19 protein-coding genes and 1 pseudogene are annotated in these 23,429 nt (G+C 65.8%); 14 read left to right on the top strand and 6 right to left on the bottom strand.

What is annotated here, in order from left to right:
- Positions 1-51 precede the first annotated feature (51 nt).
- Positions 52-981, top strand: coding sequence for a LysR family transcriptional regulator (locus ACIPZC_RS04690; RefSeq protein ID WP_400625176.1), 930 nt, complete (start codon positions 52-54; stop codon positions 979-981).
- Here ACIPZC_RS04690 and ACIPZC_RS04685 read toward each other — a convergent pair.
- The 4 genes from ACIPZC_RS04685 to ACIPZC_RS04670 all read right to left on the bottom strand — a co-directional run bounded on the left by ACIPZC_RS04685 (position 972) and on the right by ACIPZC_RS04670 (position 5,169).
- Entirely contained in the window at positions 972-1,415 is a 444-nt protein-coding gene (locus tag ACIPZC_RS04685) for a heme-binding protein (RefSeq protein ID WP_400625779.1), read from the bottom strand. The two genes, ACIPZC_RS04690 and ACIPZC_RS04685, sit on opposite strands and share 10 nt — an antisense overlap.
- A 2-nt stretch (positions 1,416-1,417) precedes the next feature.
- Complete coding sequence (locus ACIPZC_RS04680; RefSeq protein ID WP_400625174.1) at positions 1,418-2,761, bottom strand: amidohydrolase family protein; 1,344 nt, start codon at positions 2,759-2,761, stop codon at positions 1,418-1,420.
- A gap of 129 nt (positions 2,762-2,890) precedes the next feature.
- Positions 2,891-4,048, bottom strand: a complete 1,158-nt coding sequence (locus ACIPZC_RS04675) for an alpha/beta hydrolase family protein (RefSeq protein ID WP_400625172.1) — start codon at positions 4,046-4,048, stop codon at positions 2,891-2,893.
- Between the two features lie 182 nt (positions 4,049-4,230).
- Entirely contained in the window at positions 4,231-5,169 is a 939-nt protein-coding gene (locus ACIPZC_RS04670; RefSeq protein WP_400625170.1) for a LysR family transcriptional regulator, read from the bottom strand.
- A gap of 279 nt (positions 5,170-5,448) precedes the next feature.
- Between ACIPZC_RS04670 and ACIPZC_RS04665 the strand changes: the two genes are divergently transcribed.
- The 13 genes and pseudogenes from ACIPZC_RS04665 to ACIPZC_RS04605 form a co-directional block, all read left to right on the top strand.
- Positions 5,449-6,390: a VOC family protein gene (locus ACIPZC_RS04665; protein ID WP_267823100.1), complete on the top strand. Its 942-nt coding sequence runs from the start codon at positions 5,449-5,451 to the stop codon at positions 6,388-6,390.
- Positions 6,391-6,393: 3 nt separating this feature from the next.
- Positions 6,394-6,741: a Rieske (2Fe-2S) protein gene (locus tag ACIPZC_RS04660; protein WP_400625168.1), complete on the top strand. Its 348-nt coding sequence runs from the start codon at positions 6,394-6,396 to the stop codon at positions 6,739-6,741.
- 140 nt (positions 6,742-6,881) lie between these two features.
- Positions 6,882-8,006: an FAD-dependent oxidoreductase gene (locus ACIPZC_RS04655; RefSeq protein ID WP_400625166.1), complete on the top strand. Its 1,125-nt coding sequence runs from the start codon at positions 6,882-6,884 to the stop codon at positions 8,004-8,006.
- Between the two features lie 84 nt (positions 8,007-8,090).
- The gene (locus ACIPZC_RS04650; protein ID WP_400625164.1) at positions 8,091-9,761 is read left to right on the top strand and encodes a DUF1302 domain-containing protein; all 1,671 of its coding nucleotides are present in this window, start codon (positions 8,091-8,093) and stop codon (positions 9,759-9,761) included.
- A gap of 14 nt (positions 9,762-9,775) precedes the next feature.
- On the top strand, positions 9,776-11,143 hold the full coding sequence (locus ACIPZC_RS04645; RefSeq protein ID WP_400625163.1) for a DUF1329 domain-containing protein: 1,368 nt from the start codon (positions 9,776-9,778) through the stop codon (positions 11,141-11,143).
- 54 nt (positions 11,144-11,197) lie between these two features.
- Positions 11,198-12,259 carry a WD40/YVTN/BNR-like repeat-containing protein gene (locus tag ACIPZC_RS04640; protein ID WP_400625161.1) on the top strand — a complete coding sequence of 354 codons (1,062 nt, stop codon included), beginning with the start codon at positions 11,198-11,200 and terminating at the stop codon, positions 12,257-12,259.
- 3 nt (positions 12,260-12,262) lie between these two features.
- Positions 12,263-14,761: an RND family transporter gene (locus tag ACIPZC_RS04635; protein ID WP_400625159.1), complete on the top strand. Its 2,499-nt coding sequence runs from the start codon at positions 12,263-12,265 to the stop codon at positions 14,759-14,761.
- Positions 14,751-15,941 (top strand): MFS transporter, encoded by a 1,191-nt coding sequence (locus ACIPZC_RS04630; RefSeq protein WP_400625157.1) that lies wholly within the window; start codon positions 14,751-14,753, stop codon positions 15,939-15,941. Before ACIPZC_RS04635 ends, ACIPZC_RS04630 begins: the two co-directional genes overlap by 11 nt.
- 70 nt (positions 15,942-16,011) lie before the next feature.
- Positions 16,012-16,584, top strand: coding sequence for a cupin domain-containing protein (locus ACIPZC_RS04625; RefSeq protein ID WP_400625155.1), 573 nt, complete (start codon positions 16,012-16,014; stop codon positions 16,582-16,584).
- A complete protein-coding gene (locus ACIPZC_RS04620) occupies positions 16,581-17,573 on the top strand; it encodes a fumarylacetoacetate hydrolase family protein (RefSeq protein ID WP_400625153.1) in 993 nt (330 codons plus the stop codon). The genes ACIPZC_RS04625 and ACIPZC_RS04620 overlap by 4 nt, the downstream gene beginning before the upstream one ends.
- Positions 17,564-18,547 carry an NAD-dependent epimerase/dehydratase family protein gene (locus ACIPZC_RS04615; protein ID WP_400625151.1) on the top strand — a complete coding sequence of 328 codons (984 nt, stop codon included), beginning with the start codon at positions 17,564-17,566 and terminating at the stop codon, positions 18,545-18,547. Before ACIPZC_RS04620 ends, ACIPZC_RS04615 begins: the two co-directional genes overlap by 10 nt.
- Positions 18,544-19,326 carry a cyclase family protein gene (locus tag ACIPZC_RS04610; protein ID WP_400625149.1) on the top strand — a complete coding sequence of 261 codons (783 nt, stop codon included), beginning with the start codon at positions 18,544-18,546 and terminating at the stop codon, positions 19,324-19,326. The genes ACIPZC_RS04615 and ACIPZC_RS04610 overlap by 4 nt, the downstream gene beginning before the upstream one ends.
- A 286-nt stretch (positions 19,327-19,612) precedes the next feature.
- Positions 19,613-19,759 (top strand): annotated as a pseudogene (locus ACIPZC_RS04605) (DUF6021 family protein); the annotation flags it as partial.
- Positions 19,760-19,793: 34 nt separating this feature from the next.
- On the opposite strand, the gene ACIPZC_RS04600 reads toward ACIPZC_RS04605, so the two are convergent.
- On the bottom strand, positions 19,794-21,560 hold the full coding sequence (locus tag ACIPZC_RS04600; protein WP_400625147.1) for a S8/S53 family peptidase: 1,767 nt from the start codon (positions 21,558-21,560) through the stop codon (positions 19,794-19,796).
- A gap of 3 nt (positions 21,561-21,563) precedes the next feature.
- A complete protein-coding gene (locus tag ACIPZC_RS04595; RefSeq protein ID WP_400625145.1) occupies positions 21,564-23,417 on the bottom strand; it encodes an ABC transporter ATP-binding protein in 1,854 nt (617 codons plus the stop codon).
- Between the last annotated feature and the right edge of the window lie 12 nt (positions 23,418-23,429).

Below are 23,429 nucleotides of genomic sequence, written 5' to 3'. Positions count from 1 at the left end.
GTAGCGCGAAACCCGCACCGTGAGCGTACCGCTGTCGGGTATAAGTTGCCCATGCGCTACCGACGTCTCGATCTGAACCTGCTGGTCGCCCTGGATGTGCTGCTCGATGAGTGCAGCGTCAGCCGGGCGGCGCAGCGCCTCAACCTTGGCCAGTCTGCCACCAGCGCTGCGTTGGGGCGCCTGCGCGAGCACTTTCAGGACCCCCTGCTGATACCCCTCGGGCGCGGCCTTGAGCCCAGTGCCCTGGCGCGGCAGCTGGCACCCAAGGTGCGCGAGGCGCTGAGCCTGGTCGGGGAGGTGGTCGAGACGTCCCTGGGTTTCGATCCCGGCCGCTGTGAGCGGCGCTTCACCCTGGTGGCATCGGACTATGTGGCGGCCACCGTCATGCCTGCCCTCAGCCGTGTGCTGGACCGCGTGGCCCCCGGCATATCGCTGGTGGTTCGCGACCTGCCGGTGTCGCGTGACGGCGACGTGGTGGCCGAGGCCCTGGACTACCGCCGTAGCGATCTGGTGATCGTGCCTCAGCGGCGCATCAACCTGCGTTATCCCCACTCAGTGTTGCTCGAAGATGAGCTGTGCTGCGTTGTGTGTGCGCACGAAGCGGCTTACCAGTCGGGCCTTGGCCTGGCTCAGTTCTGTGCGGCCGCGCATGTCGTGCGCGAGTTCACCGATGGCCAGAACCTCTCGGTCGACACCCAGCACCTGCGCGATATCGGCATCGAGCGGCGTGTGGCCGTGGCGGTGCCAAGCTTCGCGCTGATGGGCGACTTCGTCAGCGGTACGCCGCGCATCGCGACGTTGTTCCGGCGCCAGGCCCAAGCGCTGGCGCGTCGTCATGCGCTTCGGGTACTGCCTTCGCCCATCGCCTTCCCGGTGGTTGCGCAAGTGCTGCAGTGGCACCCGCAACAAGCATCCGACCCGGCCCTGGGCTGGCTCCGGCAGGTGCTCACCGAGCAGGCGGCGGGGGTCGATCACGCCTGAGGGTCGCCCGTATCAGCCGCCAGGCCCAGTTCTGCGATGGCCAGCAAGGCGCAGCGCTCATCATTGTCAGAGGTGTCACCGCTGACGCCGATGGCCCCCAGCAAGGCGCCTTCGGCATTGTGCAGCAGAACACCGCCGGGCACCGGGATCACGTGGCCGTGGGTCAGGCTGTTGATCGCGTCGAAGAACGCTGGCATCACCTGAGCGCGGCGTGCCAGCTCCCGGCCACCGAAGCCCATACCCAGGCAGCCGCTGGCTTTCGCGGTGGCGATTTGCGGGCGCAAGGCGCTGGCCTGCTCATCGCGCAACAGCGCCAGCGGGTGGCCTGCCGCATCGAGCACGGCGGCTGCCAGGGGCCGCATGCCCAAGGCCCGGGCATGTCGCAGCGTGGACGCGGCAAGCCGCGTGGCGGTTTCGAAATCGAGCACCTGCATGATCACTGGCTCCATTTGCCAAGCTCGGCGACACGGTCGCGGGTGTAGAGGTCGGTCCATTTCAGGGAGTTGAAGTCCGAGACCTGTTTGGGGTTGTAAGGGGTGCGTTGCAGGCGTACCGGTTGGCCTGCCTTGTACACCGCCTGCAGGCGGTTGCGGTCTTGCAGGATGCGGATGTCATCGAGCGGCGAGCCGTCGAGGAGCAACAGGTCGGCCTGCTTGCCTGGCTCCAGGGTGCCGAGCGTTTCACCGCGCGGCATCAGGCGTGCGCCGACGTTGGTTGCCGCGTGCAGCGCTTGTGCCGGGGTGAAACCCAGGCGCGTGACCAGCAACTCCAGTTCACGCGCATGCCACTCACCGTAAGGGGTAACGGCAAAACCGCTGTCGCTGCCGCAGGCGAACGGCACACCGGCGGCCTTGGCGCGCTTGAGCACCGGCGTGCCCAGTTCCAGGGTACGGGCGCAGTAGCCGGCGTAGCCTGTGGTCACTGCCGGGTCGTGGGGCTGGCAGAAATCTACGGTGTTCTGCGGGAAGGTCATGGTGGGCGCCAGTACGCTGCCTGCCTCCAGCAGCGCTTCGATGCAGGCGTCGTCCATGTAGAAGGCATGGAACACCAGATCCACGCCTGCCTTGGCCGCGTACATCACGGCTTCGCGGCCGTAGGCGTGAGTGGCTACCCGGCAGCCGAGGCGGTGCGCCTCGTCGACCATTTCGCGGGTTTCATCGGCGGTGAAGGCCGCGATGATCTCCCCGTTGGGGCGGCGGTGTGTGCCGTCCATGGCGATCTTGATCAGGTCGACGCCATCCTTGGCCTGCTTGCGGATCTGCGCGATGGCTTCGGTGCGGCTGGTAACCAGCGCAGCGGTGAAGTATTCAGGGGCGCCGACGCGGCTGGGAAACCAGTCGTTGAGGCTTTGCCGGTTGGTGATCACACGGCTGCTTGCGGCAATGCGCGGGCCTTCGAAGAGCCCGGCGTTGACCGTATTGCGCACAGCGATGCTGAGCTGGCCGCTGTCACCCGGGCAGACCATCGAGGTGACCCCGGCAGCCAGTACGTGCTGGGCAAAGAACATACCGCGCAAGGCGCGGAATTCATCACTGGTCCAGATGTCGATGTCTTCTTCGCTCTGGGCGTTGCCGAACGCCAGGTGAGTGTGCACATCGACCAGCCCCGGCATGACGAAGTCGCCGCGTACTTCGCGGTCACCGGGCACTGGGCGCGGTGCCTGGGCGGTCGCGCCAACATGGCGTATCACGCCGTTTTCGATGATCAGCGTCTGTTGCTGGCGTGCCTGAAGGCTGGCGCCGTCGAACAGGGTGGCGCAGTGAAGGTGCAAGGCGCTCATGGTCGGACTCTACTCCTCGTGTTGTTTCCGGCAGGCTATGTGCCTGCGGCGCCTGGCACCATCAGATCCTGTCGTTGGCCACCCATCGATGGCATCGATAGCTGCGCCGGCGCCCGCGCCCGCAAGGGTTCAGGCGGTATGCCCGCCAAGGGTTTCGGCAACCCAGTCGGCGATGTACTGGCCGGCATTGATGCTGTTGTCGAAGCTTGAATGCTGCACGCCGCCTTCGCGATCAGTGAAGATCTTCAGTTCGCGCTTGGGGCTGTTGATCAGTTGCTCGTAGGTGCGGTGGGCCCACTTGAGCGGAATCTGCGAGTCCTTTTCACCGTGGGTCACCAGGAAGGGCACGCGAATGCGGTCGAGCACGCCATCGAGGTGCACGTTTTCGGCAATGGTCATGAATTCGTCCATGTCCTTCGCGCCCCAGACCCAGCACACGTGCGCCCAGTAATGCGGCACCGGGAAGTCGCCTTCCTTCTCCAGGCGCCGCTTCTGCACGTCGCGCCAGTCGTGGTTGGCACCCCACACCACGCCGCAGGCAAAGCGCGGCTCGAAGGCCACCGCTCGCGGGCAGTAGTACCCCCCCAGCGAAACCCCCTCCATACCGATGCGCTTGGGGTCGACTTCCGGGCGGGTTTCCAGCCAGTCCACCACGCGGCTGGCCCAATGTTCGCTGTCGTAACGGGCGGTCAGGCCTTGAAGGCGCAGCGCCTCGCCCGTGCCGGGTTGGTCGATGATCAGCGAGGAAACGCCACGTTTGGCCAGCCACGCCGGCAGGCCGACGCGATATTTCATTTCTTTGGTCGAATCCAGCCCATTGACCTGCACCAGCAGTGGCGCCGGGCCGGTGGTGCCTTCGGCGCGCACCAGCAGGCCACTCAGATACTGGCCTTCGTAGGGGATTTGCACCCGCTCGCAGTTTTCCCGCGACAGCTCGATGCCGCGGGCGAAGGTCTGCAGGAAACGCTGGTACAGCGCCTCGCGCCCCGGCGCACCATGGGCCTGCAGGCGTTCGCAGGTCAGGTAGTAGGTGGCGGCGCGGTTGTATTTTTCGCCAGCGGACAGGCATCGGCCAGCGGCCTCGTCTTCCTCGGCCAGGGCGCAGAGCTTGTCGGCCATCTTCGACCAGGTTTCGCGAAAGGCCTGGGTGCCGGCGGCGTCAGGTTGCCGCGCCGCCTCCTGCAGCGGCGCGCACATGGCTTCGATCTCGCCCAGGCGGGCGCCCATTTCGATGGCCAGGTCCACCGAGAGGTTCCAGACATAGTTGGTGGGGAAGTAGCGGAACATTGTTGTTGTCCTTCTGCGGTCGTTGAATCCGGTGCCTGAGCATCGCGCCAGGCACACAAGGCGATGTCCGAAGGCAAGTTACGCAGACAGGGCGAGGAGGGGCCAATCGTGAACAGGGATGCGAGGTATCGCCAAACGCGATGCCCCGGCGACATTGCGCCGGCCGGGACGATGGCTGCCGGTCAGGCGCTGGCCCGCAGCTCCTCAGGTCGCTGGTCGAGGTGCTGGATGAAATCGCTGATGCGCTCACGCAGCCAGCGGTGCATGGGGTCACCGTCCATGCTGCGGTGCCAGAGCATGAACTCGCGCATCACCGGGATCTTCACCGGTGGCGGCAGGATCCGCAGGGGCAGATAGCGGGCATACAGCTGCGCCAGGCGCCGGTGCATGGTGGCCACACGGGGGGTGCCTACCAGCAGTTGCGGCAGGGTGTTGAAGTCGTTGGTGATCACTTCCAGGCGGCGGTTGAAACCGTACTGGTTCATGAACCAGTCCTCGATGCTCAGGTGCCGGTTACGGCCAAAGCCCACCGAGATATGCCCCATCTGCATGTACTGCTCCAGCGTCAGGCTGTCGCCGACCTGCGGGTTGTCGCGCCAGACCACGCACACGTGATCTTCCTCGAACAACAGCTGGGAGGGGTGACCTTCGATGAGGTACCGCTCGGGCACGATCATCATGTCGACTTCGCCGCGCATCAGAAGCTCGGCGCTGTTGTCGCCAGGGCTGATCATCTCGAAGGTGATGTGCGGCGCCTGAAGATGGATTTTCTGGATGACCTGGGCGAACAGCACGCTGATCAGGTAGTCCGAGGTCACCAGGCGCAGGTGCCGTTTGCTGCTCGACGGGTCGAACACCGGCTTGGCGGTAATCGAGGAGCGGATGGTCAGCAGCACCTCACGCACCGGCTGCGCCAGCTCCAGCGCATAGGGCGTGGGCTGCATCTTGCGGCCCACCTGCACCAGCAGTTCGTCCTCGAAAAACGTTCGCAAGCGGCCCAGCACGCCACTGGTGGCCGATTGCGTCATGTGCAGGCGTTCAGCGGCACGGGTGATGTTCTGCTCATCGAGCAGGACATCCAGTGCCACCAACAGGTTCAGATCCAGGTGGTGAAAGCGCATGGTGATAGCTCACGGTTCTTGTAGTTATTTTCGCGATACCTTCCCGCCGCATCGCCGATACGTCAAGGCCAATCTGCCGTTGAACCGAGCCAACGCCAGGCGTCATGGGCTGGCGCACAGGTATCGCGTTTACCGATGCCTCGCATCCTGACTCACGATTGGTCAGCCTGGCCGATCAGCCAGCAATCTGCCCTCCAGTCGAGCGGCCAGCCCGCCGCCACGACCTGCTACCGGTGACCCTGGCTGGCACCGAACAATAATTTCAATGGAGTGGTAGCCATGAACATTCTTGGACTCGACGCACTGGTGTTTGGCGTCGACGATATCCAGGCCTGCGCCGATTGCCTGCGTGATTACGGCCTGTCAGCCGTACAACTGGATGGCGACGGTGGCCGTTTCGAAGCGCTCGACGGCACGGCGATCATCATCCGTCGCGGCGATGATCCCCACCTGCCGCCGGCCTTGGGCCCGACCCCATCGCTGCGTGAAACCGTGTATGGCGTCGCCGCGGCGCAGGACCTCGAGGCCATCGCCGACGAGCTGGGGCGCGACCGCGAGGTGCGCCGTGACGCGCAGGGCGTGCTGCACAGTGTCGACGACCTGGGCTTTGCCATCGCCTTCCAGGTCACCTGCAGGCGCAGCTTCCAGGCGCCGGCCGACCTCACCAACGCGCCCGGCAGCACGCCGCAGCGGCCACTCAACCAATTGGGCATCACCCTGGACATGCCAGCGCAGCCGCGCACCCTGTCCCATGTGGTGTACTTCGTGCCGGACGCGGCCAAAGGCGAAGCCTTCTATCGCGACCGCCTGGGCTTCGTCACCACCGACAGCTTCATCGGCGTCGGCCCGTTCATGCGGACCGCGGGCATGGACGATCACCACTGCCTGTTCATGATCCAGACCCCGCCCCACATGCAGGGCTGCGAGCATTTCACCTTCCATATGGGCAGCGGCACGGAAGTGCTGCTGGCCGGCAATCGCTTCCAGCAAAAAGGCTGGACCAGTTTCTGGGGCCCAGGCCGTCACCTGCTGGGCTCGAACTGGTTCTGGTACTTCAACAGCCCGCTGGGCTGCCACATCGAGTACGACGCCGACATGGACAAGCATGACGACCAGTGGGCGGCGCGCCAGGCGCCGATGTCGGCCGACAACTCGCAGCTGTTCCTCTTCGCTGCGCGGGAGAAGTGGGCGCCCGGTGGCCCACCGCCAAAACAGGCCTGAGCAATGGCTGGTGTGGCGCTGTGCCCGCTCGCGGAGCTGGGCGAGGGCAAGGCCCGCGGCTTCGACCCGCAGAGCAGGGGGGCAGACAGCCTGTTCGCCCTCCGGCACGGCGGGGTCGTGCGGGTGTACCGCAACCTTTGCCCGCACCTGCGGGTACCGCTGGAGTACCGCAAGGACCGCTTTCTCAGTGCCGATGGCCAGTGGGTGGTCTGCTACGCCCATGGCGCGCGCTTTCGGCCTGACGATGGCACCTGCGTGCACGGCCCGTGCCGTGGCGATGCACTGCAGGCGCTCGATCACCGTGAGGTGGACGGCTGGCTGGTAGTGCCGCTGGAACAGTTGCACCCCTGAGGTATCGCGCCGCGTGATAGGTCGCATCCCAGGACTCGATTGGTCAAAGCCCGGCACTGCCGGGAAGCTGTGCCCAAGGCACAGGACATGCCCGCCGCCCACGCTGCGGCGAACAACAAGAACAAGACGTGAGGGATGCCATGAATACTGTGAGCAACGTACTGATCGTGGGCGGCGGGATTGGCGGGCTGTGCGCTGCCATCGCGCTGCGGCGCAAGGGGATAGCGGTCGACCTGGTCGAACTCAAGACCGAGTGGACCGTCTACGGCGTCGGCATCATCCAGCAGAGCAACGTGGTGCGCGAGATGCACCGCCTGGGGGTGCTCGACGCCTACCTGAACGCGGCCTACGCCTTCGAAGACGTGGCCATCTACACCACTGAAGGCCACCCATTGGCGCGGATCCCGGGGCAGCGCCTGGCCGGCCCGCAGTACCCGGCCAACGTCGGCATCTCCCGCCGCGCCTTGCACAAGGTGCTGAGCGAAACCGCCATCGAACTCGGTACCCAGGTACGCCTGGGCACCTCTGTGGAGAGCTTCGAGCAGGATGCCACTGGCATCGACGTGCTGTTCAGCGATGGCCGCCAGGGGCGCTATGCGCTGATGGTCGGCGCCGATGGGCTGTACTCGAAGATCCGTGGTTTGCTGTTCGGTGATGCCTATCAGCCGCGGTTCACCGGCCAGTCGGTGTGGCGCCACAACTTCCCGCGCGCAGCCGGTATCGACCACCTGGCCAACTTCCAGGGCCCCTCGGGGAATGCTGGGCTGGTGCCGCTGGCCGACAACCTGATGTACCTGTTCACCACCTCCCACGAACCGGGCAACCCGTGGATGGACCCGGCCGGGCTTGCCGCGGGCCTGCGCCAGCGCCTGGCGGGGTTTGGCGGGCTGATCGGTGAGCTGCGCGAACAGGTCTGTGACAGCGCAGAGGTCGTCTACAAGCCACTGGAAGCGGTGTTCGTCGACGAGCCCTGGTATCGCGGCCGCGTGCTGCTGATCGGGGATGCGGCCCATGCCGCCACGCCGCACCTGGGGCAGGGCGCGGGCATGGCCATCGAAGACGCCGTGGTGCTGGCCGAGGCGCTGACCGCCGGCGGCAGCCTGGAGGAGCAGTTGCAGTGCTTCATGGGGCGCCGGTTCGAGCGCTGCAAGTACATCAGCGACATGTCGCTGATGGCGGGCGAGAAAGAGGTCCAGCGGGACCCGTCCTTCGACCGCATCGGCCTGGTCAAGCAGATGCTTGAGGTCACCGCTCGGCCGATTTGATCCCTGTGCCCGGCGCACCCTGCCTTGCCGGCGCGCCGTGGCGCATGCCAACACCGACACAAGAACAAGAAAGAGGAAACCCCGATGTTGACTCGCAAAGGTGCAACCGCCCGGCCGTTGCCGCCGCTCAAACCCATCACCCTGGCGATTTTCGCCCTGGCGGCCAGCCAGGCCCAGGCCATGCAATTCGACACTGGCATCCCGGACCTGCGGGTGCGCTGGGACAATACCCTGAAGTACAGCGCCGCCTGGCGCACCCAGGATGCCAGCAGCAAACTCACCGAAGGGCAGACGGCCCTGAACCTGGATGATGGTGACCGCAATTTCGACAAAGGCCTGATTTCCAACCGCCTGGACCTGCTGTCAGAGCTGGATGTGACCTACGGCAACGTCGGCGCCCGGGTCAGCGGTGCGGCCTGGTATGACGATGTCTACAACCAGGGTACCGACAACGGCGACCCGAGCCGCGCCAACAGCTATTCGGTCGATTACGATGAGTTCACCGATGACACCCGCACCTTGCACGGGCGCAAGGGTGAGTTGCTCGACGCGTTCATCTTTGGCAAGACCGAGGTCGGTGGGCTGCCGGTGTCTGGCCGTTTGGGCCGTTACGCCATGCAGTGGGGCGAGAGCCTGTTCTATGGCATGAACGGCATCGCCGGGGGCATGGCCCCGGTGGATGTGGTCAAGGGCCTGTCGGTGCCCAACACCCAGTTCAAGGAGCTGATCCGCCCGGTGCAGCAGATTTCCGGGCAGTTGCAGCTGACGCCGGATGTCTCCCTTGGCGCCTACTACCAGTTCGAGTGGGAGGCCAACCGCCTGCCGGCAGCTGGCAGCTATTTCTCCACCGACGACTTCTTTGGCGACGGCGCAGAGCGCATGTTCGTTGGCGCGCCGGTGTTCCCGGGCGGCCAGCCGCTGGCCTTCTACCACGGCAACGACAAGGAAGCCAAAGACTCGGGGCAGGGCGGTGTGCAGTTGCGCTGGCGCAGCGAAACCGTGGACTGGGGGCTCTACGCCATTCGCTTCCACGACAAGTCGCCGCAGCTCAACGTACGCCCCGACTTCGCCAACCTCGACCCGGTCAGTGGCAAGGCCGGCGAGTTCTACTGGGTGTATCCGGAGGGCATCGAGGCACTGGGCGGCAGTTTTTCCACCACCCTGGGCAACTTCAACGTCGCTGGCGAGCTGTCCACCCGTTGGAACCAGCCATTGGCCTCGACCAACCAGCATGCACTGGCGACGGACGAGGCGATCGACAACGATGACAACCCGGTTTACGCCACCGGCCGCACCCTGCATGCCAACGTCTCCTGGCTGGCCAGCCTGGAGCCCAACTTCATTGCCGCCGAGTCGAGTTTCCTGGGCGAGATAGCCTGGAACCGGGTGATGAGCGTGAGCAAGAACGCCGACGCCGTCGACCCCAACGCCGACCGCGATGCCACCAGCCTGCGCCTGGTGTTCGAGCCGATGTACCGGCAGATCTACCCTGGCCTGGACCTCTCCGTGCCGATCGGTGCGAGCTACACCAACGGTGCCTCGATGGCCTTGGGTACCGGTTTTGGCAGCGACCATGGCGGCGACCTGAACATCGGCCTGAAAGGCAACTATCTCAACACCTGGAGCCTGGGCCTGACCTACACGCACTACTACGGCCCGGAAAACACCTTCCTCGATGCCGCCAACAACTACACCTTCGAACAGTCGCTCAAAGACCGCGACTTCATCGCCTTCACCGTCAGCCGTACCTTCTGACCGAGGACTACCCGATGAAACACAACAATAAAGTCGTTTCCCTGTTCACTGCCCTGAGTGCCTCGCTGCTGCTCGCCCACGGCGCTTTTGCCGCGGTGTCCCCCGAGCAGGCGGCAACGCTCAAGACCACCCTGACGCCACTGGGCGGGGAGCGTGCCGGCAACGCCGACGGCAGCATCCCGGCCTGGACCGGCGGCTACACCCAAGTCGACAGCGCTTACCAGGACGGCGGCAAGCGGGGTGACCCGTTCGCCGCTGAAAAGCCGCTGCTGACCATCACTGCGCAGAACATGACGCAGTACGCTGACAAGCTGACCCCAGGCATCCAGGCGATGCTGAAGAAGTACCCCGACAGCTACCGGCTGGAGGTCTACCCGACCCACCGCAGCGCAGCCGCACCGCAATCGGTGTACGACGCCACCTTCGCCAATGCCACCAGCGGCAAGCTGGTGGACGGCCCTGCCGGCGCCATGCCCGAAGGCGCCTCCGGGGGTATTCCGTTCCCGATCCCGGCCAATGGCGTGGAAGCCATGTGGAACCACTTGCTGCGCTGGCGCGGGGCTTCATGGCACGCCAGTTTCAACCAGTACCTGACCACCGCCGACGGCAAGCACGTGCTGACCAACGATTCGCGCGCCGATCTGCAGATGCCCTGGTATCTGCCTGGGGGCAGTGGTGACAAGGGTGTGTTCTTCTCGATCCGCATGACCAACGATGGGCCGCCGCTGCGGGCGGGCGAGGCCATCACCGGCCTTGAAAACCTCAATGCCGACAAAGCCGCGGTGTGGACCTACCTGCCCGGGCAGCGCCGGGTCCGCCGCCTGCCCAATGCCTGCTGCGACACACCGACGCCAGCCACCGCAGGGGTGATGAGTTTCGACGAGCTGTACGTGTTCAACGGCCGCCTGGACCGCTTTGACTGGAAGCTGGTGGGCAAAAAAGAGATGTACATCCCCTACAACGCCAACAAGGTGTTCACCGCCGCCAACGCTGAAGCGCTGCTCGACCCGCACCACCTCAAACCACAAGCCATCCGCTGGGAACTGCACCGGGTGTGGGTGGTGGAGGCGACGCTCAAGCAGGGCCAGCGCCACGTGATGCCCAAGAGCACCTACTACCTGGACGAAGACACCTGGGCAGCCGTGCTGGGCGAGCGATACGACGCGCGCAACCAGTTGGCCAAGGTGGTCTGGACCTCGCCGGTGGTGCTGCCTGACCTTCCAGGCGTGGTGACCCTGACCAACGGCTTCTACGACCTGTTGTCCGGCGCATGGTTCGCTGGCGACCTGTTTGCCGGCAAGCAGGAGCAGTACCGCATCGTGCCGCCCTACAAGGACTCGGTGTTCACCGCCGATGCCATGGCGGGTGAGGGCGTGCGCTGAGCAGGCGCATTGCACCTGGGCCGTATCGACTACAAGAACAAAAGGTTGCGTGCGATGAACAAAATGCTCCAGGGCTGGCTGCTGGCCGCCTGTTGCACGCTGCCTCCGGCCTACGCCGGCGGCAGTGTGGATGTGCTCTCGCAGCCCGCAGTGCATGGCCACCAGGCCTTGCGAGCGGTGCTGCAGGATGTGGCCCGTGCCGGCGCGCGCCTGGTGGCGGTGGGCGAACGTGGCGTGGTGCTGCTTTCGGACGACAATGGCAAGGCTTGGCGCCAGGCCACGACCGTGCCAGTGAGCGTCAGCCTGACCGCGGTGCAGTTCGTCGATGCGCGCAACGGCTGGGCGGTGGGCCACGCTGGCGTCGTGCTGCGCAGCGAGGACGGTGGCGAGCACTGGGCCTTGCAGCTCGATGGCAAGCGCGCCGCGGCCCTGGAGTTACAGGCAGCCGAGGCCTCTGCGGATCAGCGCCGCCTGGCCGCCGCACAGCGGCTGCTGGCCGACGGCGCCGACAAGCCCCTGCTGGCGCTGAGCTTCGCCGATGCGCAGCACGGCCTGGTGGTGGGTGCCTACGGGCTGGCCATGATCACGGCCGACGGCGGGCGTAGTTGGCAGTCCGCCATGGGCCTGCTGCCCAACCGCCGCGGCCTGCACCTGTATGCCCTGGCCCGCCAGGGCGCTGACCTGTACGTCGCTGGCGAGCAGGGCCTGTTGCTGCGTTCGCGTGATGGCGGGGCTCATTTCGAGGCTTTGCAAGGCCCTTATGAGGGCAGCTACTTCGCTGCCAGCGTGCTGCCCAATGGACGGCTGCTGGTCGGCGGGTTGCGCGGTTCGTTGTTCGCCTCCGATGACGGCGGTGCAAGTTTCCAGGCGCTGGTCAACCCGATTGCTGCTTCGCTCAACGCCATCCGCGTCGCCGGTGATCAGGTATTGCTGGCCAACCAGACCGGGATGTTGCTGCACAGCAGCCTGAGCGACTTTGCCGCGCACCCCGTGCCGGTCTCCGATGGCCTGCCACTGACTGCCGCCACCACTGCCGCCGACGGTGCCATCGTCGCCGTCGGCATGGCCGGTGCACGCCGCCTGGCGCCTTCTTCTTCCTCTTTCACGAAGGACTGAGCCATGCATGCCATGAATCCGCCGGCGCCTTGCAGCGGCCGTCTCGATGACTTCGACAACATGTCCGGGTCGCTGCTGGAACGTGCACTGTTCAACCATCGGGCGTTGGTCCTGCTGCTGTGCCTGGCCGCGACCGTGCTGCTTGGCTGGCAGGCCACGCGCCTGACGCTCAACGCCAGCTTCGAGAAGACGATTGCCCGCGACCACCCATTCGTCCACAACTACCTGGAACACCGCCAGGAACTTGCCGGGCTGGGCAACGCGGTGCGCATCGCCGTGGCCAACCCCAGTGGCAGCATCTACGACAAGGATTACCTGCACAGCCTGCAGCAACTCAACGACGCGGTGTACCTGCTGCCGGGCGTCGACCGTGCGGCGATGAAGTCGCTTTGGACCCCCTCCACCCGCTGGGCCGGGGTGACCGAGGAGGGCCTGGAAGGCGGCCCTGTGATCCCCGACGGCTACGACGGCGGCCCCGCGAGCCTCGAGGCGCTCAAGCGCAACGTCGAACGTTCCAACGAGATCGGCCAGTTGGTGGCCTTCGACCAGCGTTCGAGCATCGTCTACGTGCCGCTGCTGGAAACGACACCGGACGGCAAGGCGCTTGACTACAACGCCTTCGCCAGCGAACTGGAAAGCCTGCGTGAACGCTTCCAGCAGCAGGGCGTGCAGATTCACATCACCGGCTTCGCCAAGGTCGTCGGCGACCTGATCGATGGCTTGAGGCAGATCCTGCTGTTCTTCGCCGCAGCCATCGCCATCACCGCTGTGGTGCTCTACTGGTACACCCGGTGTGCGCGCAGCACGGCGCTGGTGGTGACCTGCTCACTGGTGGCAGTGGTCTGGCAAATGGGCCTGCTGCCGCTGCTGGGGTACGAACTGGACCCGTACTCGGTGCTGGTGCCGTTTCTGGTGTTCGCCATCGGCATGAGCCATGGCGCACAGAAGATGAACGGCATCATGCAGGACATCGGCCGCGGCATGCACCGCTTGGTGGCGGCGCGCTTCACCTTCCGCCGGCTGTTCCTGGCCGGGCTCACTGCACTGCTGTGCGATGCGGTGGGCTTCGCGGTGCTGATGATCATCCGTATCCAGGTGATCCAGGACCTTGCCGTCATCGCCAGCCTCGGCGTGGCGGTGCTGATCTTCACCAACCTGATCCTGCTGCCGGTGCTGCTTTCCTATGTCGGGGTCAGCGCCCGAGGTGCGCGCCGTAGCCTGCGCGCCGAACAGGCGCAGGCGAGCGGGGCGCAGAAGCACGCGATGTGGCGCCTGCTGGACCACTTCACCCGCCGCCGCTGGGCTGCGTGGTGCATTGCACTGGCGCTACTGATGGCCGCGGGCGGTTTCGCCGTGAGCCTGCACCTGAAAGTGGGTGACCTGGATGCTGGCGCCCCCGAGTTGCGTGCCGATTCGCGTTACAACCGCGACAACGCGTTCATCACTGAGCACTACGGTGCCAGCAGTGACGTGTTTGCGGTGATGGTGCGCACGCCCGCTGGCGGTTGTTCGGCCTACGATACCCTCAAGCGCGTGGACGACCTCGACTGGCAGTTGCGTGGCCTGCCGGGCGTCGACTCGACCAACTCATTGGCGCTGCTCAACCGCCGGGTACTGGTTGGCCTCTCTGAAGGCAGCCCCAAATGGTACGAGCTGGTGAACAACCAGGCGACCCTGAACATGGTCACCGCCAACGCCCCGCGCGGCCTGTACAACGATGACTGCAGCCTGCTCACACTCTACGCCTACCTCACCGACCACAAGGCCGACACCCTTGCGCGGGTGGTGGACAGCGTCCAGGCCTTTGCCCAGGGCAACGACAGCGAGCAGGCTACCTTCCTGCTCGCTGCCGGGAGCGCCGGCATCGAGGCTGCCACCAACCAGGTGGTGAAACAGGCCAACCGCGACATGCTCTGGTGGGTGTACGGGGCCGTCATCCTGCTTTGCCTGGTGACCTTCCGCTCCTGGCGTGCGGTGCTTTGCGCGGTGTTGCCGCTGGTGCTCACCTCGATCCTGTGTGAGGCGTTGATGGTGGCGTTGGGCATCGGCGTGAAGGTGGCGACGTTGCCGGTGATCGCGCTCGGCGTCGGCATCGGTGTGGACTACGCGCTGTATGTGATGAGCATCGTGCTGGCGCAGCTGCGACAGGGGGCGAGCCTTTCCCAGGCGTATTACCGCGCGCTGCTGTTCACCGGCAAGGTGGTGATGCTGACGGGCGTGACCCTGGCCATCGCGGTGGGTACCTGGATCTTCTCGCCGATCAAGTTCCAGGCGGACATGGGCGTGCTGCTGGCCTTCATGTTTGTGTGGAACATGGTCGGGGCGCTGGTCCTGCTGCCGGCACTGGCCTACTTCCTGCTGCCGCAAGGCCAGGTGCGTTCGCCGGTGGAGCCGGTGTTGCCCGCTCATGAGCCTTTGTCGCAACAGCGCCAACCCGGTGCTGAATTGACCCCGCGCGGCGCGCGACTGCATTCGCTGGAGGAGGTGAGCCATGGCCGCTGAACGTACGCCCGGCAGTGCGCAGGCGCTGTTATTGCTGTTCGGCAGCTGCCTGCCGGTGCTGGGGGCCGTGCTGATCGCCCCTGTGCTGCCACGCATGCAGCTGCATTTCAGCGCAGCGCCCGGCGTGGCGGTGCTGGTACCGATTGTGCTGACCTTGCCCGCACTGGTGATTGCCCTCGCGGCACCTTGGGCTGGCATGCTGGCGGACCGTGTCGGCCGGCGGGCTCTGCTGCTGGCCAGCATGCTGCTTTACAGCCTCTGTGGGGTGCTGCCGCTGTGGCTGGACTCCCTTGGCCTGATCATCGCCAGCCGCGCCGGCATCGGCCTGGCCGAAGCCGGCATCATGACCTGCTGCACCACACTGATGGGGGACTACTTCGAGGGCCAACGCCGGGAGCGGCTGTTTGCCCTGCAAATGGTGGCCACCTCGCTGTCAGCCGCCCTGTTCATGGGCCTGGGCGGAGCACTGGGTGAAAACGGTTGGCGTACGCCGTTCGCGCTGTATGCCGTAGGCATGCTGTGCCTGCCGCTGATGGCGTGGCTGTTATGGGAACCGCAGGCGCGCCGTGTCGAACCTCGACATGGCCAGGCTTCACGCTTTCCCTGGGCCGCCCTGGCGCCTATCTACCTGCTGACCGGCCTGGCGGGTGTGAGCCTGTTCATCGTTCCGGTGCAAGTCGGCTACCTGCTGCAACTGCTGCATGTGGATGCACCACAGCAGGTGGGCCTGACCATGGGCGCCAACCAACTCGGCGTGCTGGCCGGGGCACTGGCCTTCCGCTTGCTGGCCAGCCAGCCAGCGGGGCGCCTGCTGGCGCTGGGGTTTGCCACGGCGGGGCTTGGCGGTGGCCTGATGGCGCTTTCCACCAGCCACGCAGTCGTGGTGGTGGCCGTGCTGGTCAATGGCCTGGGCGTTGGCCTGCTGCTGCCCAGCCTCATCAGCCAGGTCATGCAGCACGTCGGTTTCGACCAGCGCGGCCGGGCCACGGGCGGGTTCACCGCCGCGATCTTCGCCGGTGAATTCATCAGCCCGCTGCTGGTGCTCGCGCTGACTGGCGGCGCGCCGCCGCAGCTGCCGCAGGCGTTGCTGCTGGTTGCGCTCAGCCAACTGGTCCTGGCGCCGCTGTGCCTGCTGTTGTTGCGGCGCGCCCGTGGCGCGGGCGCAGTGGGTGCGCTGTGAGCGATCAGCTTTGCAACACAGGCCCAGGTGCCGGCCCTGGCACTGGCCACGGTAATTGACAGGAGACAACATGCAGTCACTTCCGACCTTCAAACGCGTCGTCACCGGCCACGATCCTCAGGGCCAGGCGGTGGTGGCCAGTTGTGGCCCCACGGCACATGACTTCGCGCTCAAAGCGGTGCCAGGCACGGTGTTCTACGAAGTGTGGAACAGTGCCAGCAGCCCCGCGCTGCTGGACAATGGCGACGACCCGACCGCCCGGCCCCTGCAATTGAGCCCCGCCCCATCGGGCAGTGTGATCCGCGTGGTGGATATCCCGCCGGACAGCCTGCAGAACCAGGTCAGCGCTGAGCAGGCAGCGGCTGCCTTCGCCGAAATCGGCGAAGCGCATGCCGGCACGGGTAACGCCGATTCAAAGCACAAGCTGATGCACCGCACAGAGACCCTGGATTACGGGATCGTCACTGAAGGTGAGGTGTGGCTGGTGCTGGACGGCGACGAGGTACACCTCAAGCGCGGTGACATCGTCGTGCAGCGCGGCACCAACCACGCCTGGAGCAACCGCACCGAGCAGATGGCGCGCATGGTATTCATCCTGCTCGACGGCCGTTACGCCGAGCAGCTCAAGGAGGTGCTGCCATGAAGCTGGCCACACTCAATGACGGTAGCCGCGATGGCCGCCTGCTGGTGGTTGCCCGCGACCTGCAGCGAGCGGTCCAGGCCAGCCCAATCGCCGCTACGTTGCAGGCTGCCCTGGACGACTGGGCGCAGGTCGAGGGCGGCCTGCAGCAGTTGTATGCGCAGCTCAACGCCGGCCAGGCCGCGGGTGCGTTCGACCTTGACCTGGCACAGCTCGCCGCGCCGCTGCCCCAGGCCAGGCAGTGGCTGGACGCTTCATCGTTCCTCAGCCACGGCGAGCTGATGCAGAAAGCCTTCAACCTGGACCCCATCGAGGGTGTGGAGCACATTCCGCTGATCTACCAAGGGGCCAGCGACGACTTTTTGGGGCCGCGGGCGGACATTCCCTTGCCCAGCGAAGCCCACGGCATCGATTTCGAGGGCGAGTTCGCGGTGCTGGTGGATGACGTGCCCATGGGCTGCCCGCCGGAACGCGCCTTGCAGCATGTGCGGCTGGTACTGCAACTGAATGACGTCAGCTTGCGCGCCCTGGCGCCCAGGGAGATGAAGACCGGCTTCGGCTTTGTCCAGGCCAAGCCCGCCACCAGCTTCGCTCCGGTGGCGGTGACCCCGGACGAACTCGGCGGCGCCTGGTGCGACGGCCGCGTGCACCTGCCGCTGAACGTGGCGTGGAACGGCGAATGGTTCGGCCACCCACATGGCGGGGCCATGCATTTCGGCTTCCACCAACTGATCGCTCACGCGGCGCTGACCCGGCGCCTTAGCGCGGGTAGCTTGATCGGCTCGGGTACCGTGTCCAACGCGGACCGTTCTGTAGGGTCGGCGTGCATCGCGGAGCGCCGTGCCATTGAAACTATCGCCCACGGTGCACCGCGCACGGCCTTCATGCGCTTTGGCGACCGCGTGCGCATGGAAGCACGGGGTAGTGCAGGCGAGGTGCTGTTCGGTGCCATCGACCAGCGTGTGGTGCCGGGAGGTTGGCAATGCGCGTAATGGTCACCGGGGCCAACGGCTTTGTCGGGCGCCAACTGGTAATGCGCCTGCTGGAGGCCGGCGAGATACGTGGGCGGCCCATCGAGGCGTTACTGATACTGGACCGGCAACTGGACGGGCTGCCCGACGATGCGCGGTTACGCCGCCATTACGGCAGTGTCACCGACCCTGCGTTGTTGCGCCGGGCGCTGGCCGATGGTGTGGATGTGGTGTTCCACCTGGCCAGCCTGCCCGGGGGGGCCGCAGAAGCGCAGTACGAGCTGGGTTACCAGGTCAACCTGCAGGGCAGCCTGGAGCTGCTCGACCAGTTGCGCAACCCAAGGCGACCGCCCGTGCTGGTGTACGCCAGCAGTGTCGCGGTGTACGGCGGCGATCTGCCCTTGCGCATGGATGAGGACCAACCCTGTTCGCCGCAACTGTCCTACGCGGCCCACAAACGCATGGTGGAAATCGCACTGCAGGACCTCGCGCGTCGCGGCGAGGTGGATGGCCGCGCGCTGCGCCTGCCCGGCATCGTCGCCCGGCCGCGCGAGCCGAACGGCCTTCGCTCGGCGTTCATGAGCGACTTGCTGCACGCCTACGCAGCCGGTGAGCCCTACACATGCCCGGTTTCCCCTCAAGCCAGCGCCTGGTGGATGTCGGCCCGCTGCTGCGTGGACAACCTGCTGCATGCCGCCGAACTGCAAGCCCCGGGTGACCGTCGTGTCTGGCAGCTACCGGTGCTGCACCTGACGATCGCCCAGGTGCTTGCCGGGCTGCAGGCCAGCCTGGGCGAAGAGAACCGCGCCTGCATCAGCTTCGAGCCCGAGCCACAGTTCGAGGCGCTGTTCGGTCGTTATCCGGCCATGCGTACAACCCAAGCTCGCAAGCTGGGTTTCTGCCATGACGGCTCAGTGCTTGGCCTGCTGCGCAACGCCCTTGATCTGCCACCGCGCCGCGGCACCGCGGCAACCCGTAAAGGAATCTGTGCATGAATGTGAACAAGCGTCGCCTGCTGGACCTTTCCGTCACCCTGGACAACAACCCCTACACCGACCCACCGCCTTTGCTGCCAAAGATCGACTACATGGACCACCAGCAGGGCTGGCCGGAAATGGCCGCGATGTTCCCGGGCCTGCGCAAGGAAGACCTGCCCGGTGATGAGTCGTGGGCAGCTGAACGGTTGCAGATCACGACCCACAGCGGCACGCACATGGACGCGCCCTGGCATTATGCGTCCACCACCAATGGCGGTGAGCGGGCCTTCGGCATCGATGAGCTGCCGTTGGAGTGGTGCTTGCAGCCGGGTGTGAAGCTGGATTTTCGCCACCTGCCCGATGGGCACGTGGTGACGGCGACGCAGGTGGAAGCCGAACTTGCCCGCATCGGCCATCAACTGCAGCCGCTGGACATCGTGCTGGTCAATACCCGCGCAGGCAGCCTGTTTGGCCAGCCGGGCTACCTGGAAGCCGGGGTGGGCATGGGCCGCGAAGCGACGCTTTACCTGTTGGAGCGGGGGGTAAGGGTGGTCGGCACCGATGCCTGGAGCTGGGATGCGCCGTTCAAGTACACCCGTGAACGTTTCAGTGCCACAGGCGATGCATCGATTATCTGGGAAGGCCACAAGGCCGGCCGTGACATCGGCTATGGGCAGATGGAGAAACTGGCCAACCTGGATCAGCTCCCGGCCTACGGTTTCATGGTCAGTTGTTTCCCCTACAAGATCCGCCAGGCGTCCGCGGGGTTCGTCCGGGCAGTGGCCATCTTCGATTAGCGCGACGTTGTCAGCCGCCGTGCTGGCCGCCCATCCCGGCGCAGCGATGGCCAGGTGAACTTTATCAGGCCTCCAGGCTTCCTCTGTTACAGCAGCTGCCCCCGTGGGGCAGCCAGTGCTGTATCACGCCAAAGGTTCAGGAGGGGCAATGAAGACGCAAACCACGCAAGCGCCTGAGAAAGCAGGCCAGGCCCAGGGCCAAGGGGAAGTAGAGCGGGACAATGATGCCCATCGGCCAGACGGCTCGAACGGTACGGCGCATGATTCCACCGCGCAACGAACCGCGCGAGACAAGGGGCCGCACTCGTCCGACCACGCCGACAGCCAGGATGACCTGGGCTTCGACCCGGACTCACCGGACCTGGACGACCCGCAGGTCGATCCCCAGGGGCCGGCCAAGCCCCCCAGGGATGTGGAGAAAAAGGCTCCCTGACCGAGGCCGTGAGCGCGGAGGTTCTGGACGCTGTTCAGCGCACCCGCTCAAGGCTTTGCACCGAAAGCTCCAGGGCTTTTTGCATGTCCAGCCGCGCCGAACGCCCCACGTCCTGGTCGTGCAACTGAAAGTTGCGCTCCGACGGCAGGATCGGCGCGGTGAGGTCTTCGGCGTCCTCTCGTTCGAAGTCGTGGTTGCTGCCAATGGTCATGGCGCTACGGCGCAGCAGCATGCGTAACTGCTCGGGCTGCAACTGCGGGTTGATCGACAGCATTGCCGCCACCAGGCCTGTGACCATCGGGGTTGCATAGGACGTGCCGCAATGCACCGCGCCGGGTTGGCCTGCCTGTGGGGTAGAGGCGTGGGCGCAGGCTGCGGCGGTGATGTCGACGCGCATGTCTACGTTCGAGGTGCTGCGCTTGACGGCATAGTTTGGCGACTCGACGGGGACTGACGCCTGCCCGCTACGTTGATGGCCACCCACCACCAGCAGTTGTTCGGTGATGAAGGAGGAGGGCAGGCGGTATTCGTCGGTGCCCGAGAACGAGGCGCCGTTGCCGGCCGAGTTGACCACCACCACGTCCGGATGGGCCTTGCGCAGCCAGAGAAAGAACTCCTCGAGCAGCTCTTCATAGCCGCCCATGGCAATCCCGGAGCGCAGCAGTGAGTCCACTTCGTCGCCTTGCACGTTGCGCGCCCCGACGCGGTGAATGCCCCAACTCCAGTTGAGTACGCGCACGCCGTCCTCGACCAGGTTCACCGATGCGGCAATGTTGGCGGTGATGCCGGCATCGGAGTTGCGCTCGACGATCACCTCGAAGCCACCTGCCGCCTTGTCCAGCCCCTTCAGGAAGCCGGTATTGCCCCCGTCATCCCAGGCGGCGGCGAGAATGCCGGCCACGGTCGTGCCGTGGTTGTCCGGCTTGCCGGCATCCTGGGCATAGACGCAGGTGCGGCGCCCCTCGCAGGCGCCCAGGTAGTCGGCGAAGTCTGCGCTGTCGAAGTCGACGTTGCGTTCGATCACGCCGACCCGGATGGGGGTGGGCAGCACCGGTGCCTGGCGGCCCGGGATGCGCCGCTGGTAGTAGTGCACCGCATCGAGAAAGCGGTTGGCAGCCCACTCGTCCGAGTCTTGCGCAGGCTTGCGGGTCCCCGGCGCCTCGCGGGCGGCGTGCTCTGCCTCTTCAGCCGCTGATTCCTCCACCACCACCGCATCCACGCTGGTTTCACCACCCAGGCGCAATACCAGCGCGTCGCGCTGCACCAGGTCCCGGGCGGGCAGGCGCAGCTGATAAAGGTTCAGCGCAGCGATGCTGCCAACCACCGTGGCCCCGTATTTGCGCGCCAAGCGTTCGGCCTCCTGGCGGCCGTCGTGGTCCTCTTCGATCAACACGCTGACCAGATCGACATAGGTGGTCAGGCCATCCATGTTCTTGGCCACCTCCTTGGGCCCTGCGGCCAGCACATGGTTGTTGCGCAGGGTAAGCCAGGCGGCGTTGCTGGCACGCGGGCCGTCCTGCAACCACAGCGGGCCGCTTCGCACCGCCGTGCTGTCCAGTTGCAGGCGCAGGGTGTCACCCTGGCGCTGGATACGCGCCGGAGCCACTGCGTTGCCGTTGAGCAGCAGCTGCGGCGTGGCCTGGCCAAGCCCCTGCACGCGCAGGCACCAGGTTTGCTGCTGGCTGTCCATCAAGTCGCCGCAGCGTTTGAGCTGTTGCAGGCGTAACGGCTGCTCGGCGAGCGCAGGGGCACTGGCCGCCAGCGTCAGCGCCAGGGCAAGGGCAATGCGTGAATGGCCCATGGCTTACTCCACGGCCTCGGCAACACCCTGATCCTCACCCAGGAAGCCACCGCTCTGGTGCTGCCACAGCCGGGCATAGGTGCCGTTCCTGGCGAGCAGTTCGCTGTGGGTTCCCTGTTCGATGATGCGCCCCTGGTCCATGACGATGAGCCGGTCCATGGCGGCGATCGTCGACAGTCGGTGGGCGATGGCGATGACCGTCTTGCCCTGCATCATTTCATTGAGGCTTTCCTGGATGGCGACCTCGACTTCCGAATCCAGCGCGCTGGTGGCTTCATCGAGCAGCAGGATCGGGGCGTTCTTGAGCATGACCCGGGCGATGGCGATGCGTTGACGCTGGCCACCCGAAAGCTTGATGCCGCGTTCACCCACCAAGGTGTCGTAGCCGCTGTGGCCTTGCCGGTCGCTGAGCTGCTCGATGAATGCATCGGCCTGGGCGTTGGCCGCGGCGTGGCGGATCTGTTGCTCGGTCGCATCGGGGCGACCGTAGGCGATGTTGTCGCGGATGGAGCGGTGCAGCAGGGACGTGTCCTGCGTGACCATGCCGATGGCGCTGCGCAGGCTGTCCTGGGTAACCTTGGCAATGTTCTGCCCATCGATGCGAATTTCGCCGCTGTCCACGTCGTAGAAGCGCAGCAGCAAGTTGATCAGCGTGGATTTACCCGCACCGGAGCGCCCCACCAGGCCGACTTTTTCGCCTGGGCGAATGTGCAGCGTCAGCCCGTCGAGCACCTGGCGTTCGCCGTTGTAGTTGAAGCTGACGTTGTCGAAGTCCACCGCCCCGCCCGTGGTCTTGAGCACCCCGGCGTTCGGCGCATCCTGCACTTTCGGGCCGCGCGTGAGGGTCTGCATGCCATCCTGCACGGTGCCGATGTTCTCGAACAGCGAGGTCATCTGCCACATGATCCAGTGCGACATGCCGTTGACCCGCAGTGCCATGGCGGTGATCGCGGCAACCGCGCCAGTGCCGACTTCGCCCTGGTGCCAGAGCCACAGGGCGTAGCCACCCGCGCCAGCGATCAGGCCGACCACCAGCGCCTGGTTGACGATCTCGAACTGGCTGACCAGGCGCATCTGGCGAAAGCCGGTGAGCTTGAAGTCTTCCATTGCGGCCCGCGCGAAATGCGCTTCCCGCTTGGAGTGCGAAAACAGCTTGACCGTGGTGATATTGGTGTAGGCGTCCGACACTCGCCCGGTCATCGAGGAACGCGCGTGGGCCTGCTCCTGCCCCACCTGGCCCAGGCGCGGCACGAAGTACAGCATGGCCAGCCCGAACAACGCGACCCAGGCAATGAAAGGCAGCATCAGTTTCAGGTCGAAGCCGCCGGCCAGGGCGATGATCGCGATGAAATACACGCCGATGCCCGGGGCGATCTCGATGACGGTGAACAGCACTTCGCGCACCGCCAGCGCCGTCTGCATCACTTTGGTGGTAACCCGGCCAGAAAACTCGTCAGAGAAGAACGACAGGCTCTGGCGCAGCATCAGCCGGTGGAAGTCCCAACGCAGTCGCAGTGGCAGGTTGATCGCCAGTACCTGGTGCTGAACCATCGTGCGCAGCGCCACCAGGCCGATGCTGGTCAGCAATACGATGGCGATACCCCACAACACCCGGGTTTCCTGCCCATCGGCAGCGCCGCCCGCCTGCCAGGCCGAGAGCAGGTCGACGACCTGCCCCAGAAAGGAAAACAGCCAGGCTTCGTAGATCGACACCCCGGCGCTGAGCAGCGCCAGGGCCAGCACATAGCCGCGCGCGCCTCGCGTGCAGGCCCACAGGAAGCGCAGCAGGCCAACCGGGGGTGGGGGCGCCTCGTCGGGTGGGAAGGGGTCGAGCCGTTGTTCAAACGCGCGCAGCATAAAGTCTCCGAA

Origin of the sequence: Pseudomonas sp. NPDC089743 (assembly GCF_044748785.1) — a bacterium.
Taxonomy (GTDB): domain Bacteria; phylum Pseudomonadota; class Gammaproteobacteria; order Pseudomonadales; family Pseudomonadaceae; genus Aquipseudomonas; species Aquipseudomonas putida_X.
The sequence above is the reverse complement of the archived record's forward strand: the minus strand, read 5'-3'. Positions and strand labels throughout refer to the sequence as shown.

What these genes read in the sequence shown, in the direction of transcription:
- ACIPZC_RS04620 (WP_400625153.1), top strand. Translation starts at nt 16,581, where the DNA reads ATGAAGCTGGCCACACTCAATGACGGTAGCCGCGATGGCCGCCTGCTG.
- ACIPZC_RS04690 (WP_400625176.1), top strand. Translation starts at nt 52, where the DNA reads ATGCGCTACCGACGTCTCGATCTGAACCTGCTGGTCGCCCTGGATGTG.
- ACIPZC_RS04660 (WP_400625168.1), top strand. Translation starts at nt 6,394, where the DNA reads ATGGCTGGTGTGGCGCTGTGCCCGCTCGCGGAGCTGGGCGAGGGCAAG.
- ACIPZC_RS04670 (WP_400625170.1), bottom strand. Translation starts at nt 5,169, where the DNA reads ATGCGCTTTCACCACCTGGATCTGAACCTGTTGGTGGCACTGGATGTC.
- ACIPZC_RS04650 (WP_400625164.1), top strand. Translation starts at nt 8,091, where the DNA reads ATGTTGACTCGCAAAGGTGCAACCGCCCGGCCGTTGCCGCCGCTCAAA.
- ACIPZC_RS04645 (WP_400625163.1), top strand. Translation starts at nt 9,776, where the DNA reads ATGAAACACAACAATAAAGTCGTTTCCCTGTTCACTGCCCTGAGTGCC.
- ACIPZC_RS04680 (WP_400625174.1), bottom strand. Translation starts at nt 2,761, where the DNA reads ATGAGCGCCTTGCACCTTCACTGCGCCACCCTGTTCGACGGCGCCAGC.
- ACIPZC_RS04600 (WP_400625147.1), bottom strand. Translation starts at nt 21,560, where the DNA reads ATGGGCCATTCACGCATTGCCCTTGCCCTGGCGCTGACGCTGGCGGCC.
- ACIPZC_RS04675 (WP_400625172.1), bottom strand. Translation starts at nt 4,048, where the DNA reads ATGTTCCGCTACTTCCCCACCAACTATGTCTGGAACCTCTCGGTGGAC.
- ACIPZC_RS04655 (WP_400625166.1), top strand. Translation starts at nt 6,882, where the DNA reads ATGAATACTGTGAGCAACGTACTGATCGTGGGCGGCGGGATTGGCGGG.
- ACIPZC_RS04685 (WP_400625779.1), bottom strand. Translation starts at nt 1,415, where the DNA reads ATGCAGGTGCTCGATTTCGAAACCGCCACGCGGCTTGCCGCGTCCACG.
- ACIPZC_RS04630 (WP_400625157.1), top strand. Translation starts at nt 14,751, where the DNA reads ATGGCCGCTGAACGTACGCCCGGCAGTGCGCAGGCGCTGTTATTGCTG.
- ACIPZC_RS04610 (WP_400625149.1), top strand. Translation starts at nt 18,544, where the DNA reads ATGAATGTGAACAAGCGTCGCCTGCTGGACCTTTCCGTCACCCTGGAC.
- ACIPZC_RS04595 (WP_400625145.1), bottom strand. Translation starts at nt 23,417, where the DNA reads ATGCTGCGCGCGTTTGAACAACGGCTCGACCCCTTCCCACCCGACGAG.
- ACIPZC_RS04635 (WP_400625159.1), top strand. Translation starts at nt 12,263, where the DNA reads ATGCATGCCATGAATCCGCCGGCGCCTTGCAGCGGCCGTCTCGATGAC.
- ACIPZC_RS04615 (WP_400625151.1), top strand. Translation starts at nt 17,564, where the DNA reads ATGCGCGTAATGGTCACCGGGGCCAACGGCTTTGTCGGGCGCCAACTG.
- ACIPZC_RS04665 (WP_267823100.1), top strand. Translation starts at nt 5,449, where the DNA reads ATGAACATTCTTGGACTCGACGCACTGGTGTTTGGCGTCGACGATATC.
- ACIPZC_RS04625 (WP_400625155.1), top strand. Translation starts at nt 16,012, where the DNA reads ATGCAGTCACTTCCGACCTTCAAACGCGTCGTCACCGGCCACGATCCT.
- ACIPZC_RS04640 (WP_400625161.1), top strand. Translation starts at nt 11,198, where the DNA reads ATGAACAAAATGCTCCAGGGCTGGCTGCTGGCCGCCTGTTGCACGCTG.